The sequence below is a fragment of the Nocardia sp. NPDC004278 genome (assembly GCF_053602975.1).
Genome location: NZ_JBSGEQ010000008.1, coordinates 13,739 through 30,744, shown reverse-complemented (window position 1 = coordinate 30,744; position 17,006 = coordinate 13,739). Strand labels below are relative to the sequence as shown.

Sequence of the window (17,006 nt, the reverse complement as noted above, 5' to 3'; positions counted from 1 at the left end):
GTGCTATTGCTCGGGCGGCACATGCGGATTCGGGACCGTCGGAGGCAGCATCGCCATTGCGGAGATGCGCTGCATACCGCAGACCTGCATGAGATCGACCAGCATGGAACGCATCTGTGCGAAGACCACATGCGCCGAAAGTCCCGCGCCGTCAACGAGTTCCGGCCGCGTGGCCTTGGCGACGCCGCGCAGCACCCTGGCGGCCTCGGCCTGATCCGGCTGCTGGCCGGGATCGGCGAGCATCATTCGGCGCACCACGTCGACGGCCTGGGCCAGGCGCTCGAGTTCCTCGATGAGTCGGGGATCGAGAATTTCGTCGTCCTGCACCAGCGTCAGCGAACGGCGCAGCAGCACCCTGGTGTTGCGGACCGCGTTATCGAGCGGATCGGCGGTGGCGCGGATGCGGTCGAGGCGCGCGCGCGAATTCCAGTAGAGCGGAGAGATCCGGCTGATCTCGCGACCGCCCTCCAGGGTGGAGCGCAGGCCGTCGATCTGCGGCTGTGTCTTGCGGGCGGCGGTCAGGGCGAGGCGGATCTTCTCCTGATCCTGTTCGAGCAGTCCGTCGGCGCACTCGTGCAGCGATTTGCCCATCACCGCAAGGACTTCCGCGGCCTGCTCACGGGCCCGGCGCACCGGATGCAGCGGGATCGAGGCGACCACGACCACGCCGACCAGTCCGCCGACCAGCGCGTCGATCATGCGCGAGAAGCCGCCGCCCGCCGAGGGCGGCAGCAGGGTGGCCACCAGCACCGCGGAACCGGCGGCCTGCATGGTGATGATCGACCCGCCGTCCAGGAAGACCGCGAGCGCCATGGCCACCGCGACCACCAGGGCGATCTGCCAGACGCCGGTGCCCGCGCGCGTGATGAACAGGTCGCCGATGCCGATGCCGACCGCGACGCCGACCACCAGTTCCACCGACCTGCGCAGCCGCGCACCGAAGGAAATGCCGATCGAGACCACGGCCGCGGTCGGTGCGAAGAACGGCTGGGTATGCCCGACTATCTTGTGCGCGATAAACCAGGCCAGCGCCGCACCGACCGCGCACTGCAGAATCGGCAGCGCGGACAGCCGCAACCGCGCCCACGAACTGCGCAACTTCTCCATAGTGCTGGCGCGGGCGACACCAACGGGGGAATTCGGATCGAGCCCACCCGTCGCCCGACCGCCACCCCCCTTCGAATCGCTACGCGATGCTGTTTTCACGCTGTCTCAGTCGAGCCCGAGCTCCGCAGCTGCGCGTGGGTCGCAGTCCTCCAACAGATCCAGGCAGCGCGCGTACTCCTCGGTCTCGCCGATAGCCCTGGCCGCGCGCGCGAGCGCGGCGACGCTGCGCAGGAAACCGCGATTGGGCTCATGGCTCCACGGCACCGGCCCGAAACCCTTCCAGCCATTGCGTCGCAAGGAATCGAGGCCGCGGTGGTAGCCGGTGCGCGCGAACGCGTACGCGGCGACGATGTCGTGGTTGACCACCTGGGCGTCGCCCTCGGCCCCACCGCGCGCCAACGCGGCCTCGGCAAGATGGGCCCATGCGATCGAGGCCGCCGGATGCGCGGCCGCGACCTGCACCGGATCGGCCTTCTCGAGCAGCGCCTCCTCCGCTTCGGAGTCTTCGGGCAGGAGTACCGGTTGCGGTCCGAGCAAGTCACCGAACGAGGTCATGCGGTTCATTGTGCACCGACCGCCCGGGTCGTGGCGCGGGGGAATCCTCACAGTTGGACGAATTGCTGATTAGGCTGGCCGTCGAGTTCAACTGTTCCGCCCGACCGAGGGGTAGTAGGTGTCCGATCCGAACGACGAGAAGAGCCCGGCACAAGATACCGGCCGACCCGCCGGAGCGGCCGGTAACGCAAGCCCCGGCGCACCCGCGGACCGGACACCCGCATCGAACGCCAGCTCGTCCCCGGCGAACTCCGGCGCGCCCGGAGCGACCGGCGCATCGTCGAAGCCCGGCGCTGCCGCGGACCGCACTGCCGCTGGCCAACGGGCAGCCGCCCCGCCGACGCGACCGATTCCAGCCCCGACCGGTTCGGCGCCATCGTCGAATCCGACGCCGTCGGCGGGTTCGAAGCCATCGCCGGGATCAACACCATCGTCCGGATCAACGCCGTCGCCCGGCTCGACACCGTCGCAGGGATCAACACCATCGTCCGGATCAACGCCGTCGCCCGGCTCGACACCGTCGCAGGGATCAACGCCGTCGTCCGGCTCGAGGCCATCGCCGGGACCTGGCACGTCTGGGGGATCTGGCGCAACCACCGAGGAACGGGCGGCCGCCGCGCCGACTCGGCCGATCGCGACACCGTCGACTCCGAAACAACCGCCTGGTACCACGCCGACGCGCGTCTCGGATGCCTCAACAGGGGATATCGCGGCGCTCGGCAAGCCTGCCGAGGCCGCGGCCGCTCGAACGACGCCACCTTCCGCCGCCACTCCCAACCAACCGGCCAGATCCGCAGGTGCACAACCGCCCACATCCGCTGCAGGCGGCCCGACCAAGCCCGCCGCGGCAGGCCGGTCCGCTAGCGGCTCGGGCCGACCCGGCGCAACGAAACCGGCCACCGGCAGCACTGCAAGTGGTCCCGCCGCTGCGACGCCGACTTCCGAAGCGAAGACCGTAGCGATCCCGCGCGGCGTCACCGAGGCCAAAGCGCCTGCCAAAGAATCAGCTGCCGCCACGACGGCTACTGCCGCAGCAAGCACCGCCGCACCCGCCGCGAACCCCGCCGCCAAGCCGGCACCAACAACTGGCGGACCCACCGAGGCACCGACCGCCGCTGCCACCCGACCGGGCGCACCGAGTACTGCAGCTCCCTCCGGCAGGCCCGCACCAACCGCTGGCGGCCCCACCAACGCACCAACTCCCGCCAGCGCCGCCACACCCACCACTCCGTCCGACAAGCCGACACCAACCGCTGGCGACCCCACCAACGCACCGACCAACGTCGCCGCCCGACCTGGCACAGCGCCCGCGGCGAGCACTGCCGCCGCACCAGCCGCGCGTCCCTCCGGCAAGCCGACACCAGCACCTGGCAGCCCCACCAACGCACCGGCCGCCACTCCCCCCGGCAAAACGACGCCAACAGCTAGCGGACCCACCAACGCACCGACCAACGTCGCCGCCCGACCGGGCACCCCGCCCGCCGCACCGGCCGCGCCTCCCTCCGGCAAGCCGACACCAGCACCTGGCAGCCCCACCAACGCACCGACCGCAACTCCCCCCGGCAAAACGACGCCAACAGCTAGCGGCCCAACCGACGCACCAACCAAGGCTGCGGCCGGACCCAACGCACCGACTGCTGCGATCGAAGAGGGCGGTCCTGCGGTCCGATCCGCAAGTGCGGCAGTGACATCCGCCGCCGCGGGCGGTTCGGCAGCTGGCCGACCGGCCGATACGGGTAAGGGATCCGCCCCGGCCGCCGCCAAATCCTCACCCAACGAACCCACCGCGACCGCTGCCACGAAACCCGGTGCTCCGGCGGGTGCCAAGTCGGCCGGCCCGGCGGCACCGTCCGGCAGCGCTACCGCACCAGTTGGCGACTCCGCAGCGTCGAGCCGGACCACCACCCCGTCCGGTGCCACACCTGCTCCGGCCAGCGGCGCAAGCCCAGCTGCCGCATCATCGGGCCGCACCACCCCGGCCGCTGATACGGCTGAACCAGCCAGCGGTGCCGCCGCCGTATCGTCCGGCAGCGCTGCCACGCAATCCGGCGCAGCCGCAGCCGGTGCGGCACCGTCCGCCGGATCCACGGCGGAAACCGTTGTGATTCGGCGGGATTCGAATGCCAGCGGGTCCGCGGTACCCGCCGATGCGAACGCGGATCAGGTCGATGACGCTGCGGGGGCCGATGCGGCGACCACGGTGATGCCGCGGATCGAACTGGTGCAGCCGTCGGCGGGCGATAAGGATGCGGCCTCGACTTCTCCGGAGGAGACGACCGGCGACGAGCCCGATCTGACCGGGGCCGATGACAAGACCGTCGCCATGCCGGTGGTTTCGAAGTTGGATGCCGAGAAGACCATGGCATTGCCGATTCAGCAGCCGGTCGATAAGGACGCGACGCAGCGGATGCGGACCGGATCGAAGCCCGGTGCCACCGATCGGGTCGTACCACCCCCGGCGCGCCCCGGGCCGGTCACCAAGCCGCCGAGTACGCCGCGTCCGGCGGCCGGGCCGAAGCAGGCCGGAGCCCAAGGACCCGCGCAGGGACCCGGGGTCGAGGAGACCGCCCCGTCGGCACCGCGCCCGCCAGCTCGCCAGCGTCAGGTCGCGTCGGCGCCGTCGCCGGCGGATACCCAACTGACCCGGCCCGCACAGCCGGTCCAGCCACGGCCGCCGCAGCCACGGCCGATGGCGCAACCGCAGCGGATCACGCCCTCCGGCCAGCAGGCCGCGGCCACTGCCGAAGCACCGGCGGGGTCGAAGCGCCGGTTGTTCGTGGTGCTCGGGGCGGCCGCGGTCGCCATCATCGCGGTGATCGCACTCGCGGTCGTCCTGGTCGGGAATCGGGGCGACAACTCCCCAGAGGCCAAGGTGCGCGCCAGCATCACCGATTACACCGACGCACTGAAGTCCGGCGATCTCGCGGCACTGCGCAAGTCCACGTGCGGGCAGCTGCACGACTTCTACCAGGGCATTCCGGAGGACCAGTTCGCAGGCGTGCACCGGCTATCGATGGATCGCAAGAACATTCCGGTGGTGGCGAGCGTCGATGCGGTCCGGATCACCGATAAGTCCGCGATTGCACAGGCCACCGTCTATACCGATGCGGATCCGTCGAAGCGATCGGCCAGGACCTTCGATCTGGAGCGGACCGACGCCGGCTGGAAGGTCTGCGACCCGCCGACCGCAGGGACGCCCTAGACGGCCGACGCCATAACCGAAAGGCAAGCCCTCTAACCGGTAGCGAACGTCACATTCACCTGGTCAATGGACCGGTTCGCCAGTAGCATGGCCCGGATCATGGTCAGGGAGCAGACAATCGCACAGCCGGAAAACGATGTAGTTGTGCAGACAGACACAATGGCTGGGCGCCGGTTCCGGGTGCGCGAGCTCTATGCGGTCGGCCGGGAGAAGGTCCGCGAATTCGCCCGCGCAACGCAGAGTCAGCACGGCGCGCATTACTTCGAACCCGATGCGGACAAGCTCGGCTACGACACGATCGTCGCGCCGCCGACATTCGCCTCGGTCATCGGCATCAGTGCGACCCGGGCGCTGCTCGAAACGGTGCTGGCCGATTACGACCTGTCCCAGATCCTGCAGACCGACCAGGTCTTCGAACTCACCCGGCCGATCGTGGCGGGCGATCGGCTCAGCACCGAGGTCGTGATCGAATCGATCCGGCAGTTCGGCGATAACGACTTCATCCTGGTGACGTTCTCGCTGACCAACCAGCACGGCGAGATCGTGCAGTCGGGTTCGACCACCATCGTGGCGCGCCGCGGTGTCGAGGTCGACCCGAATATCGCCGACGCCGTCGAGAACATCATGATGCACTCACGCCCGGTGACGGTCGGTGATATCACGGTCCCCGACAGCGGGCCGCTGGTCGCCCTGGCCGCGGATGCCCCGCCCCCCGGAGCGCCCGCGGTGCCGAGCGAATTCGTGCACACCATCCCGGACTTCGACCAACTATCCGTCGGCGACCAGCTCCCGGCCGCAACCGCACAGGTGACGCGCGGCGATCTGGCCAACTACGCCGGAGTTTCCGGCGATCCCAACCCGATTCACTTCAGCGAGCGTGCGGCCCAACTGGCCGGACTCCCGACGGTGGTGGCGCACGGGATGCTGACCATGAGCCTGGCGGGCGGTTATCTGACCTCCTGGCTCGGCGATCCGACGGCCATCGAGAAGTTCAGCGTGCGGTTCTCCGGATTCGTCCCGGTGACGTCCGAGGCACCGAGCAACGTGGAGTTCAGCGGCAAGATCAAATCGCTCGATCCGCAACGGCGCACCGCCACCATTCTGCTCGCGGGCGCGTCGGAGGGCCGCAAGCTCTTCGGCCGGGCCATCGCCGAGGTCCGCTTCGCCTAGCGGCGCAACCTCATTCGATGGTCGCGTGCATGAGATACACGTTGTAGTCGCTCCAGGTCGACATATTGAAGTAGAGATCCGAACCCGAGGACCAGGGGTGGATGAATCCGCCGTACAGCTCCGGGTAGTCGCTCACCCGCACCGTCGGCGCGGCATCGGACCACACGCCCTGCGGTGAATTCGATTCGCGGACGACCAGAGCCACCTTCGCGGTATCGAGATAGCTCATCTGCCAAACATTTCGGGCGGCGTCGAAGCGCACGGACAGCTCACCGGCCGGTCCGTCGACGATCGGGCTCGCGGAGCCGAATCCACCCACCGGAGTCCAGTTTCCGTCGCGCCAGTACTGATAGGCCGTGGTATTGAGCAGCTGATCCTTCGGTACCCGGGCGAGGCCGACCGCCGCGAGCCGAGTATTGGGCGTGCCGAACATGTATACGTAGTCGCCCTGTGGAACCATCGCGCTCACTTGGAAATTCGCGAGTCCGAAGATGTTGTCCCAACGCGCGTAGGGATCCTTGGTCCAGGTCTGGCCGTGGTCATCGGAATAGGCGATGCCGCCGTAATTGGTGAAGAACGTACCGGGAAAGCTGTTCCAGGTGCGAATCGACATATAGCTCAGATACTGCCGCCCGCCGAGCGCGAATCCGGAGGTCGGAATCGTGGTGACCTCGACATTGTCGAGTTTGCGGCTGGAGAGCACTTCCGCCGCGTGGCAGCGGTCGTCGGTCACCATCCGGTCGTAGGTCATACCGTCGGACAGGTCCCGGTCGGTGCTGAAGGCCAGCACATTGCTGCGCCAATCCATCCCCACCCCGCCCGGTGGGCGGAAGCCGCGCCCGATGGTGTCACCGAAGGCGGTGGCGATCTCCCCCGGCGCGCTCTCCCACATGATCCCGAGGTCGGTGCCGTCCACCTGCCAACGCTTATCGGTGCGATTCACCGAATTCGCGCCGGTCTGCTTGGCCACCTCGGTGACCGAACCGATGCGCGGCGCGGGCCGGGCCGCGGACAGCGGGGCGGGCTCGGTCGGCGGATCCACTGGCGGCGGGGGCGGCGGCACCGCACCCGGATCCGGTCCTGGTCCGGGTATCGCGAAGTGGAAGGGCTTGGGACTCAGAAGAATTTCCGGAATGCCGAGTCGGCTGGCCAGGCTCGGCGGCGGTGTCGGCGCATCGGTCAGATCCGGGCACGGGTTGGTGCACGGATTCGACGGCAACTCCATCTCCGTCCGCGTCGGCGGTGCTGCGGGCCGATCCGGCGGCAGCACGGTGATCACCGGATACGGGATCGGCACCTCGAACGTCTTGGGCACCAGGCCCTCATGCTGCGCGGGCGGATCGCTCACACACGGACCGGGCACCGGCCCGATTGCCTCCGGCGTGGCACCAGCGGGTCGACCCGTGAACGTCTGTGCCGCGGCCGTGCACACGACCGCAGCGAGCACCGCCACCCACCGCCGAGTCATCCTCAACCCCTTGATATCTCGCGCAAAATGGACATCCGTCTCCCGGCCACCGCGCCGCATCGATGCCCTTCGCGATGCCGTGCACCAGCGCCCGACCCTACCTGTTCTGCCCCCTTGACCTCGTCCGACTTACCGACCGGAGCACCATCCACCGCATTGACATCCAGAATTAACAGCAAACTCCCACTCCATTTTCAGGACCGCAGCGCGACTGCCCTGCTACCTTCCACGAAGCGACAACTCGAGTCGGGGTGAGTGGCCGTCCACCGGGGGAGCAAGGGGCCCCCGGTGGTTCCATTCGACCAGAGCACGCCCATGAAACCTGCTCTGCAGCCCGGGTCGCTGCTCGGAACCGCTTCGGCGATCCTGATCGCCTCCGCCGCAATCGCATTCGCGGTACCGACGGCGTCCGCCGATCCGCTCAGCGACCTGCTGTGCAACTCGGGCTCCGCCCAGTGCCCGCCCGCCCAACCGCAGCAGAACGTGCCGAACCACCCGCCGCCCGGCACACAACCGCCCCAGGCGCAACCGGCGCCCTACTACCGAAATTGCGACGAGGTCCGCCGAGCCGGTAAGGCTCCGCTGCACCGGGGTGACCCGGGATACGCATCCCACCTGGACCGCGACAACGATGGAATCGCCTGCGAATAAACGGCACTGACAGCGGCACGGGAAGCGGAGCAGGATGGAGCATGTGAAAGCTTCACTGATCTATCACCGCGCTGTGCCCGCGCTCGGTGCCGCCTGTCTGGTGATCGGCGGCCTCGCGATCGCGTCGCCGATCGCCGCCGCCGGTTCGTCCACCGTCCAATTCGTTGCCGGGCCCGATAGTTCGCTTCCGGTGCCCAGCTATCGGCCCGGTCCGAAGGGATCGAACGTCCCGCCACCGGAGACGTCGAAGGAAGAGTCGCCGAGGTACTACACCGATTGCGATCAGGTGCGAGCGGCAGGAAAGCTCCCGCTCTACCGCGGCCAGCCCGGCTACACGCCGTACCTCGATCCGGACGGCGACGGTATCGCCTGCGACTGAGAGCGGCCCGCAGGAGGCTGCGCCGAGCAGGCCGCCTGGCTCGCGACCGGGCGAGCTACTGCACCGCTTGGAACACCAGTACCGTCGCGCCGATGCGGATGGTGTCACCGTCGGCGAGCAGCGCACCGTTGTCGATCGCGCCATCGTTGACGTACACGCCATTGGCCGAATGCAGATCCTTGATCAGCAGTCCGGCCCGGCTCGGCATGATGTGCGCGTGATAGCGACTGGCCTTCGGATCGTCGAGGACCAGATCGTTATCGGTCATCCGGCCGATTCGCATGCCGCCCTGCGCGATTGCCATGACCCGACCGTCCGGCATGCGCAGCTGTCCGCTGCGGACCGCACGCGGCATCTCGGTGACGGTCTCGGTCATCGCTGCGGCCAGCCGCTCGGTGCGCTTGAGTTCCATTGTGCTCAGCGGCTCCTGGCGCAGCACCCGCTGTTCCAGATCGACCAGCACCGGGCCCGGGTCGATGCCGAGTTCCTCCGCGAGCACCGTGCGCACCCGGCGGCACGCGTCCAGCGCGTCGGCCTGCCGACCGGACAGATACAGCGCGGTGATCAGCTGACCCCAGAGCGGCTCGCGCAGCGGCTGCTCATTGGTCATCGAGACCAGCTCGCCGATCACCGATGCGGCACGCCCACAGGCGATTTCGGCATCGATGCGGGCCGAAGCGGCCTGCAGCCGCTCCTCGTCCATCGCGGTGGCGAAGCCGTCGGCGAACTGCAATCCGGCCAGATCGGCCAGTGCCCGACCGCTCCACTCGCGCAACGCATTCCCGAACAGCTGCGCCGCACCGACGTGATCGCCGACCTCGGCGGCGCGCGCTCCCGCATCCCTGGCCGCCTCGAAGCGTCCGAGATCGCAGGCATCCTCCGAGATCTCGAGCCGATAGCCCGATGATTCGGTGCGCAGCACCAGGGCCGGATCCACACCCGAATTACGCAGCGCCTTGCGGATATTCGAGACGAATACCTGCAGGCTGGCGGCGTAGGAGTCGGGCGGATCCTCGTTCCACACCATATCGGCCAGCGCAGCCGAAGCCACCGCGCGCCGTCGATTGACGGTCAGCGCGGCGAGCAAGGCTCGCGGCTTGGGCCCGCCGACCGCTACCGGTTCACCACCGACCAGCAGTCGTACGGGCCCGAGCACGCGCACATCCAGACTCATGTGCTAAATGCCCCCGTTTCCAATTGCGGTGTCCGCGGGCCCTACGTAGGCCCGCCCGTCTCCCACCGCCACCCTCAACGGGCGGCCTGCGGCCGGCTGTACTTGTCCGGGCACTGCTGCCTCCGGACCTGACGCGTACACCGCGGGGAAAGGGTCAGGCGCTGATCGAGCGACCCGCGGACTTCAGATCATTGCACGCCTCGACGACACGTGCCGCCATGGCGGATTCGGCCTTCTTCAGGTAGCTGCGCGGATCGTAGGTCTTCTTGTTGCCGACCTCACCATCGATCTTGAGCACGCCGTCGTAGTTGGTGAACATATGCGCGGCGACCGGCCGGGTGAACGCGTACTGGGTATCGGTGTCGACATTCATCTTCACCACGCCGAAACGCAGCGAATCCTCGATCTCCGACTTCAGTGAGCCCGAACCGCCGTGGAAGACGAAATCGAACGGCTGCGCGTCGGCCGCCAGGCCGAGCTTGGCCGCCGCGACGCGCTGGCCCTCGGCGAGTACCTCGGGCTTGAGCACCACATTGCCCGGCTTGTACACGCCGTGCACATTGCCGAAGGTCGCGGCGAGCAGGTACTTGCCGTTCTCGCCGGCGCCGAGCGCGTCGATGGTCTTCTCGAAGTCCTCGGGGGAGGTGTAGAGCTTCTCGTTGATCTCGGCCTCGACACCGTCCTCTTCACCGCCGACGACGCCGATCTCGACCTCGAGGATGATGTTCGCCGCGTGCGTCGCCTTGAGCAGTTCCTTGGCGATCTCCAGGTTCTCATCGATCGGAATCGCGGAGCCGTCCCACATATGCGACTGGAAGAGCGGGTTGCGGCCCGAGTTCACCCGCTCCTGGGAGATCGCGATGAGCGGACGCACGAAGGTGCCCAGCTTGTCCTTCGGGCAGTGGTCGGTGTGCAGCGCGATGGTCACGTCGTAGCGCGCGGCGACCACGTGCGCGAACTCGGCGAGCGCGACGGCGCCGACAACCATGTCCTTCACACCCAGGCCCGAGCCGAACTCCGCGCCACCGGTGGAGAACTGGATGATGCCATCGCTGCCCGCGTCGGCGAAGCCCTTGATAGCGGCATTGACGGTTTCCGAGGAGGTGCAGTTGATGGCCGGAAAGGCAAAGGAGTTCGCTTTGGCCCGACCGAGCATCTCGGCGTAGACCTCCGGAGTCGCGATGGGCACTGTGAAGACCTCCGTGTTGTGCGGAAAAAGACAATTCTGTCAGCCCTCAGAGTAGGCCAGCGCGCTTTCGCACGATGTCACGGGACCTTCCTGCGCGGCGGCGGGACCATCCGAACCGGCCGGTCGGCCGGTACGAACTTTTCGCACAGCGAGAGGTTTCTCAGTTGGACCCGGTACTGTTGGCCGCGTAATTGCGCTGGCAGCTTCCGATGCGGTGGCAAAGCAATGCAGCCAGCCGTACCCGGGACAGGAGGCCGCGTGATTCTGCTGGCAGCGACAGAATCGGTGACGAGCAACGTCGCATTGACCCAGTTGCTGGACCCGATGCACCTGCTTACGGAGACGTGGCTGAAGAACGCGGTGCTCCCGGCGATCCTGGTGATCGTCTTCATCGAGACCGGTCTGCTCTTCCCGATCCTGCCCGGCGACTCGCTGCTGTTCACCGGTGGCCTGCTCTCGGCGACGGACAATCCGCCGGTATCGATCTGGGTGCTTTTGCCCGCCGTCATGGTGACCGCCTTCGCCGGTGACCAGTGCGCCTATTGGATCGGCAGGGCGATCGGGCCCGCGCTGTTCCACAAGGAAGACACCCGGTTGTTCAAGAAGCATTACGTCACCGAGACGCACGCCTTCTTCGAAAAGCACGGTCCGAAGACGATCATCCTGGCCCGCTTCGTGCCGATCGTGCGCACCTTCATGCCGGTGCTCGCGGGTGTGTCCAAAATGGATTACCGCAAGTTCGTCACCTTCGATATCGTCGGCGCGATCCTGTGGGGCGGCGGTGTCACGGTACTGGGCTACTTCCTCGGCAACATCGAATTCATTCGCAAGAACATCGAGCCGATCTTCCTGCTCATCGTCCTGCTCTCGGTCCTGCCCGGCATCATCACCGTGGCGAAGAAAGTCCTGAACCGCGGTGCGGACGAGGCCGGTCAGCAAGACGCCGCGCTGACCGCCTCGACGAACGAGCCGACCCACTGAGCCGGTGTCCACGGCGCAGTTGCCCCTAGCAGTGGGCAGTTTCGATCCGCTGACCTCGGCGGGCCCCGCGCTCGTGTGGACGGTGGTGCTCACCTTCGTCTTCCTCGAATGCGCACTGATCATCGGGCTGTTCCTGCCCGGTGACTCGATGTTGATCACCGCAGGCATCGTGATGGCCTCCAATGCGACCGGCGAGGCCCATGTCTGGGCGCTGTCGGTGGGCGCGATGATCGCGGCCATCGCGGGCAACCAGGTGGGTTATGTGATCGGCCACCGCACCGGCCATCATCTGGTGGCCAGGAAGAACGGCCGCTATATCAACACCCGCAATCTGCAGCGGGTCACCGATTTGCTGCAGCGGCACGGATTCCTCGCGGTGCTCATTTCGCGCTGGATTCCGTGGGTGCGCACGCTGTGCCCGATGGTCGCGGGCGCGGCGCAGATGGACCACCGCAAATACACCGTGGCCAGCACGATCGGCGCCATCATCTGGGCACCGGTGCTACTGCTCATCGGCTACTACGCGGGCAGTTTCCTGCAGCGGGTGCCGTGGCTCATGCCGGGGGTCATCGGGACGCTGGTGGTCGGGCTGATCATCGGAACGGCGCTCGGCATCCGGCATTACCGGCAGGAGATCGCCAAACCCGCCGAGGATTTCGATCTCGATGCCGCGCCCACCGGCGTGGTCGAATCGGAGTGCTGATTCCTAAAGTCCGGCAGCACTGACCTGGAACGCCGCCTCCATCAGCAGCCAGCCCGACAGCTGTACCGACATATCGCGTTCGGGCACCTGTGACGAGGTCACCGAGCCGCCCGCGGTGAAATATCCGGCGCCGGACGGGCCACCGGGTAGCTGTGCGGGCTGGTTCCAGTCGTGCCCGAACAGCGGTTCACCCTCGACCTCCAGCCGGTTGGCCCAGGCCGCCGTGGCGCTGGCGCGCACGATATCCGCCGCGGTGCGCCGATCGGCCGCCTGCTCCCGATCGTCGCCGGGCAGCATCAGCGCGACCACCGCCAGATAGCGGGCCAGAATGCCGTTGAACAGACCGCCGTCGCCACCACCGCCACCATTGATCACCCCGTCGGTGGTCATGTGTTCCTCGACCGCGGCGAGCAGCCGGTGCACCCGTTCGGTATGGCGCGGCTCGCCGGTGTGCACCGCGAGTTCGGCCTCCAGGCCCAGCACCACGCCCTGGCAGTAGGTGAAAGTCGGGCTCTCGATCTCACCGGAGGGCAGATGGATGCCGTCGAGGATCAGGTCGGATTCCTTATCGCGCAGCGTCGCATCGATCCAGTCCGCCATCTCCTGTGCGCGGGCCTGGCGACCCAGGCGCAGCAGCGCGATCGCAGCCGGTCCGTTGGCGGGTGCGTTGAAGTAGTCCGAGCCGACCCGCCACGGCACGCCGCCGCCGCGCGCCGGATCCCATGCCCCGTACAGCTCCTTCTCGAGTGCGACCAGACCGCCGCGCACCTCGGTGATGCCCTGGGTCCGCTCGGCGCGCTCCAAAGCGATAGCCAGCCAAGCCATATCGTCGTAGTAGCTATTGGTCCAGCCGGTGATATTGCGGATCCGGTGCGCACGCGCGATGGCGGCAATGCGCTTGCGGCGCTGCGGAGTCGGCACCCGGTTTGCGGCATCGACCGCGCAGTCGATCAGATGCGCCTGCCACCAGTAGTGCCAGGAGACGAAGACGCGCTCGCGACTGGTCGCGGGCCAGCCCACCACACCCAATTCGGTTCCGGGACAACCCCATAGGGCACGCAGGTGCCGAGAGACGATCGCGGCTTCGGCCATATCCGCCCGGTGCGACCACAGCGCGGACGGGGATGTAGCGTCGCGCCCGCTCTCCGGGCTCCGCGAGGTCATGGGTCAATGGTGCCAGCTTCGCGCCGGTTCAAGGGGATCTTTTCGTTACCAAGCCGACGTCAAATCGGCATGTTGCCGGATCCACGCGTGCATGGCGATACCGGCAGCGACTCCGGCATTGATACTGCGGGTCGAACCGAACTGCGCGATCGAAACCGTCAGCGCGGCCGCACCCTTCGCATGTTCGGTGACACCGGGCCCCTCCTGTCCGAACAGCAGCAGGCAGCGGCGTGGCAATTCGACGGTTTCCAGCGGGACCGAGCCGGGCACGTTGTCCACCGCGACCACGGTCAGCCGCTCTCGCTCGGCGAACGCGATGAGCTCGCCGATATCGGTGTGATGTTCGATGTGCTGATAGCGGTCGGTGACCATGGCGCCGCGCCGATTCCAGCGCCGCCTACCGACGATGTGCACCGCCGCCGCGGCGAAGGCGTTGGCGGTGCGTACCACGGTGCCGATATTGGCGTCGTGCCCGAAGTTCTCGATGGCCACATGGAACGGATGCCTGCGCCGGTCGATATCGGCGACGATCGCATCCCGCGACCAGTAGCGGTAGGCGTCCACGACATTGCGGCGGTCGCCGCCCGCCAGTAGCTCCGGGTCGTAGCGGGGATCGGTCGGCGGCGCCCCGTCGTGCTCCTCGGCCCATGGCCCGACTCCGTGCGGGTGCTCGCCCCATTCGGTGGGTCCTGGCTGTTCAGCCGTATCCGGCGCGGGGTGGTTCACGCCGATGATGCTAATTCCCCCGGTGCGGCTAGTAGGTCGAGGACGAACTGCCCAGGACGCCGACAGCGGCGAGGATCACCATGCCGATGATGAACAGAATGGTCAGGATCAGCAGGAGCGAGGAGATGATGCCGCAGACATATCCGGCCATGACGCTGCTCCGACCGCCGATCGCACCGCCGGACGCGTCGATCTCGTTGAGGGCCTTCTTGCCCATAATCCACGCGACCGGTCCGAGGAACTGGCACAGCAGCAAGCCGAGAATCCCCAGAATCATGATCGTGATGGCCTGCGGGTGATCCTGTGGCCCATAGGCTGGGTAGCCATACGGCGAACCGTACTGCGGTGGCGGCGGGTAGTTCATGCGCAGGATGCTAGTTGGTGGTGTAGCTGGCTACACCACGGATTCGGCGGTCAGCTCCATCGAACGCCGCCCCGATCGCGACAACCATGGAGCCCATGACCGAGACACAAACCCTCGTGCTCGACGCGCCGACCGGCAAGCCCGGTACCGACGCGCGCGATGTGCTGCGCGCGGTGCTGCGGGCACCGTTTCAGGCTCGTACCTGGAAGCAACTCGCCTATGTCTTCACGGTTTTCGTGATCGGCGTACTCGCCATCGGCTATCTGTTCTTCGGATTCGGCGGCGGACTGTACGCCTCGATCGTCCTCATCGGCATTCCGGTACTGGCACTGGTGATTCTCGGCGGGCGAATCTGGGGGAAGGTCTATCGCGCGCTGGCCAGGGATCTGCTCGATACGCCGGTCGACGGGCCGCCGCCTTACGTCTCGCAACCGGGCTTCCTCGGATTCCTGAAGAGCGCGTTCACCGATCGCGCGAGCTGGCGGGCCATCCTGTTCTTGTTCGCACAGGCCGTACTCGGTGTGGTCAGCGGCTATTTCGTGCTCGTCGCGGTCGCCGTGACCGTATTCACGGCCCTGTCGCCCATTCCATGGGTACTCTTCGATCCGATAAACGTCGATGACAATGGCGTCGAACACCATTCACTCGCCCAGTTCGGTTCCTTCTACATCGAAACCTGGCCAAGGGTTTTGCTGATGTCGGCGGTCGGCATCATCGGCTGCCTCGCCCTGCCGTGGCTGCTGCGCGCGGTCTGCTGGATCCACGGGCTGCTCACCATCGCGTTGCTTTCCGCGACCGCGCGGGACCGGCAGCTGGTCGAGTTGCAGGCGAGCAGGCGTGCGGCGGTGGAGGATTCGGCGGCGACGCTGCGCCGGGTGGAGCGGGATCTGCACGACGGTACCCAGGCGCGGTTGGTCACCATGGCGATGGCGCTCGGCCGGGCCGAGGAGCGGCTGGCCACGGGCGGCGATGCCCGCGATCTGATCGCCGACGCGCGCGCCAACGCCAAGGAGGCATTGACCGAATTGCGTGAACTGGTGCGCGGAATCCATCCGCCCGCACTCGAATTGGGGCTCGAGCCCGCGCTGGAAACGCTGGCGTCACGGTGTGCCGTTGCGGTGCAGCTGCGGGTGCACCTGCCGCAGCGGCCGAATCCGGCCATCGAGGCGATCGCCTACTTCTCGGTCGCCGAACTGCTCACCAATGTGGTCAAACACGCGAATGCCACCAGTGCCTGGGTGTCGGTGCTGCCAACCGATGCGCATACCATCGCGGTCTCGGTACGCGACAACGGAATCGGAGGTGTGCTGCAGCCGATGACCGGGGAACATGCCGCAGGCAGCGGACTCTCGGGGCTGGCGGCGCGGGCCCGCGCAGTGGACGGCACGCTCACTGTGCAGAGCCCGACCGGCGGGCCGACCGTGGTGACCATCCTGCTGCCGATGGCCGGACCACGATGAGTACGCCGTTGCGGGTGGTCATCGCCGAGGACAGCGTGATCCTGCGCAACGGTCTGGCCGGGCTGCTGACCGAGCGCGGCCACGAGGTGGTCGCCATGGTCGGCGACGCCAGCACCCTGAGCGATGTGGTCGGCACCTACAACCCCGACGTTGCCGTTGTCGATGTCCGGATGCCGCCGACCTTCACCGACGAGGGGCTGCTCGCCGCGATCGAACTGCGCCGCAAATATCCGCTCACCGGCGTACTGGTGTTCTCCCAGTGGATCGAAACCCGCTATGCCACTGAACTTCTCGCCGGTGGCGCGAGCGGCGTCGGCTATCTGCTCAAGGACCGGGTGGCCGACGTGGGCGACTTCGTCGACGCACTCGACCGCGTCGCGACCGGCGGCACCGCACTCGACCCGGAGGTGGTGAGTCAGCTGATGGGTGCTTCGCGCCAACAGGATTCGCTCGCTCGGCTCACCCCACGCGAGCGCGAGGTCCTCGAACTGATGGCACAGGGCCTGTCCAATAACGCGATCGCGTCCGCGCTGACGGTCACCGAACGTGCCGTCGAGAAGCACATCGGCAATATCTTCACCAAACTCGATCTGCCGCCCTCGGATACCCATCACCGCCGGGTGCTCGCGGTACTGCGGTTGAAGGGCTGAGTCGGCCCACGACGCCACCGAGAGCAGCACGGCGGCATCGAGGGGTGTCGCCGAGCCACCGTT

General features: G+C 67.4%; 17 protein-coding genes. 8 read left to right on the top strand and 9 right to left on the bottom strand.

The annotated features are described in order from the left end of the window. Nucleotides 1–3: 3 nt before the first annotated feature. From ACWEO2_RS14440 to ACWEO2_RS14430, 3 genes are all read right to left on the bottom strand, one after another. Nucleotides 4–1,107 carry an FUSC family protein gene (locus ACWEO2_RS14440; RefSeq protein WP_355181912.1) on the bottom strand — a complete coding sequence of 368 codons (1,104 nt, stop codon included), beginning with the start codon at nt 1,105–1,107 and terminating at the stop codon, nt 4–6. A 105-nt stretch (nt 1,108–1,212) separates the two neighbouring features. Continuing rightward, nucleotides 1,213–1,662, bottom strand: a complete 450-nt coding sequence (locus ACWEO2_RS14435) for a DUF3151 domain-containing protein (protein ID WP_452405724.1) — start codon at nt 1,660–1,662, stop codon at nt 1,213–1,215. An 87-nt stretch (nt 1,663–1,749) separates the two neighbouring features. Continuing rightward, nucleotides 1,750–3,750, bottom strand: a complete 2,001-nt coding sequence (locus tag ACWEO2_RS14430) for a hypothetical protein (protein WP_452405723.1) — start codon at nt 3,748–3,750, stop codon at nt 1,750–1,752. Nucleotides 3,751–3,763: 13 nt separating this feature from the next. Between ACWEO2_RS14430 and ACWEO2_RS14425 the strand changes: the two genes are divergently transcribed. Further along, entirely contained in the window at nt 3,764–4,864 is a 1,101-nt protein-coding gene (locus tag ACWEO2_RS14425) for an Rv0361 family membrane protein (protein WP_452405722.1), read from the top strand. Between the two features lie 144 nt (nt 4,865–5,008). Then, on the top strand, nt 5,009–6,034 hold the full coding sequence (locus ACWEO2_RS14420; RefSeq protein ID WP_452405721.1) for a fused (3R)-hydroxyacyl-ACP dehydratase subunits HadA/HadB: 1,026 nt from the start codon (nt 5,009–5,011) through the stop codon (nt 6,032–6,034). 10 nt (nt 6,035–6,044) lie between these two features. Here ACWEO2_RS14420 and ACWEO2_RS14415 read toward each other — a convergent pair whose 3' ends face one another. Further along, on the bottom strand, nt 6,045–7,502 hold the full coding sequence (locus ACWEO2_RS14415; protein ID WP_452405720.1) for a DUF4185 domain-containing protein: 1,458 nt from the start codon (nt 7,500–7,502) through the stop codon (nt 6,045–6,047). A gap of 315 nt (nt 7,503–7,817) precedes the next feature. On the opposite strand from ACWEO2_RS14415, the gene ACWEO2_RS14410 reads away from it, so the two are divergent. Next, entirely contained in the window at nt 7,818–8,153 is a 336-nt protein-coding gene (locus tag ACWEO2_RS14410) for an excalibur calcium-binding domain-containing protein (protein WP_452405719.1), read from the top strand. Nucleotides 8,154–8,196: 43 nt separating this feature from the next. Continuing rightward, entirely contained in the window at nt 8,197–8,532 is a 336-nt protein-coding gene (locus ACWEO2_RS14405) for an excalibur calcium-binding domain-containing protein (RefSeq protein WP_452405718.1), read from the top strand. Nucleotides 8,533–8,587: 55 nt separating this feature from the next. On the opposite strand, the gene ACWEO2_RS14400 is transcribed toward ACWEO2_RS14405, so the two are convergent. Next, nucleotides 8,588–9,706 carry a BTAD domain-containing putative transcriptional regulator gene (locus ACWEO2_RS14400; RefSeq protein ID WP_452405717.1) on the bottom strand — a complete coding sequence of 373 codons (1,119 nt, stop codon included), beginning with the start codon at nt 9,704–9,706 and terminating at the stop codon, nt 8,588–8,590. A gap of 154 nt (nt 9,707–9,860) precedes the next feature. Next, nucleotides 9,861–10,895: a class II fructose-bisphosphate aldolase gene (fbaA, locus tag ACWEO2_RS14395; RefSeq protein ID WP_452405716.1), complete on the bottom strand. Its 1,035-nt coding sequence runs from the start codon at nt 10,893–10,895 to the stop codon at nt 9,861–9,863. 324 nt (nt 10,896–11,219) lie between these two features. Here fbaA and ACWEO2_RS14390 point away from each other — a divergent pair, with 324 nt between their 5' ends. Further along, on the top strand, nt 11,220–11,876 hold the full coding sequence (locus ACWEO2_RS14390; protein WP_452405914.1) for a DedA family protein: 657 nt from the start codon (nt 11,220–11,222) through the stop codon (nt 11,874–11,876). Between the two features lie 19 nt (nt 11,877–11,895). Beyond that, nucleotides 11,896–12,579, top strand: coding sequence for a DedA family protein (locus ACWEO2_RS14385; protein WP_452405913.1), 684 nt, complete (start codon nt 11,896–11,898; stop codon nt 12,577–12,579). A 3-nt stretch (nt 12,580–12,582) separates the two neighbouring features. Here ACWEO2_RS14385 and ACWEO2_RS14380 read toward each other — a convergent pair whose 3' ends face one another. From ACWEO2_RS14380 to ACWEO2_RS14370, 3 genes are all read right to left on the bottom strand, one after another. Next, nucleotides 12,583–13,671 (bottom strand): glycoside hydrolase family 76 protein, encoded by a 1,089-nt coding sequence (locus tag ACWEO2_RS14380; protein ID WP_452405912.1) that lies wholly within the window; start codon nt 13,669–13,671, stop codon nt 12,583–12,585. A gap of 117 nt (nt 13,672–13,788) precedes the next feature. Further along, nucleotides 13,789–14,469 (bottom strand): TrmH family RNA methyltransferase, encoded by a 681-nt coding sequence (locus tag ACWEO2_RS14375; protein WP_355181620.1) that lies wholly within the window; start codon nt 14,467–14,469, stop codon nt 13,789–13,791. Between the two features lie 28 nt (nt 14,470–14,497). Beyond that, nucleotides 14,498–14,833 (bottom strand): DUF4190 domain-containing protein, encoded by a 336-nt coding sequence (locus tag ACWEO2_RS14370; RefSeq protein ID WP_452405715.1) that lies wholly within the window; start codon nt 14,831–14,833, stop codon nt 14,498–14,500. A gap of 95 nt (nt 14,834–14,928) precedes the next feature. Between ACWEO2_RS14370 and ACWEO2_RS14365 the strand changes: the two genes are divergently transcribed. Both ACWEO2_RS14365 and ACWEO2_RS14360 read left to right on the top strand, forming a co-directional pair. Then, nucleotides 14,929–16,293, top strand: a complete 1,365-nt coding sequence (locus tag ACWEO2_RS14365) for a sensor histidine kinase (RefSeq protein WP_452405714.1) — start codon at nt 14,929–14,931, stop codon at nt 16,291–16,293. Next, on the top strand, nt 16,290–16,943 hold the full coding sequence (locus ACWEO2_RS14360) for a response regulator transcription factor (protein ID WP_354954488.1): 654 nt from the start codon (nt 16,290–16,292) through the stop codon (nt 16,941–16,943). The genes ACWEO2_RS14365 and ACWEO2_RS14360 overlap by 4 nt, the downstream gene beginning before the upstream one ends. Nucleotides 16,944–17,006 lie beyond the last annotated feature (63 nt).

Coding starts and splice junctions, on each gene's coding strand:
- ACWEO2_RS14440 (WP_355181912.1), bottom strand. CDS start 1,107: ATGGAGAAGTTGCGCAGTTCGTGGGCGCGGTTGCGGCTGTCCGCGCTG.
- ACWEO2_RS14435 (WP_452405724.1), bottom strand. CDS start 1,662: ATGACCTCGTTCGGTGACTTGCTCGGACCGCAACCGGTACTCCTGCCC.
- ACWEO2_RS14415 (WP_452405720.1), bottom strand. CDS start 7,502: ATGACTCGGCGGTGGGTGGCGGTGCTCGCTGCGGTCGTGTGCACGGCC.
- ACWEO2_RS14410 (WP_452405719.1), top strand. CDS start 7,818: ATGAAACCTGCTCTGCAGCCCGGGTCGCTGCTCGGAACCGCTTCGGCG.
- ACWEO2_RS14400 (WP_452405717.1), bottom strand. CDS start 9,706: ATGAGTCTGGATGTGCGCGTGCTCGGGCCCGTACGACTGCTGGTCGGT.
- ACWEO2_RS14390 (WP_452405914.1), top strand. CDS start 11,220: ATGCACCTGCTTACGGAGACGTGGCTGAAGAACGCGGTGCTCCCGGCG.
- ACWEO2_RS14380 (WP_452405912.1), bottom strand. CDS start 13,671: ATGGCCGAAGCCGCGATCGTCTCTCGGCACCTGCGTGCCCTATGGGGT.
- ACWEO2_RS14370 (WP_452405715.1), bottom strand. CDS start 14,833: ATGAACTACCCGCCGCCACCGCAGTACGGTTCGCCGTATGGCTACCCA.
- ACWEO2_RS14365 (WP_452405714.1), top strand. CDS start 14,929: ATGACCGAGACACAAACCCTCGTGCTCGACGCGCCGACCGGCAAGCCC.
- ACWEO2_RS14360 (WP_354954488.1), top strand. CDS start 16,290: ATGAGTACGCCGTTGCGGGTGGTCATCGCCGAGGACAGCGTGATCCTG.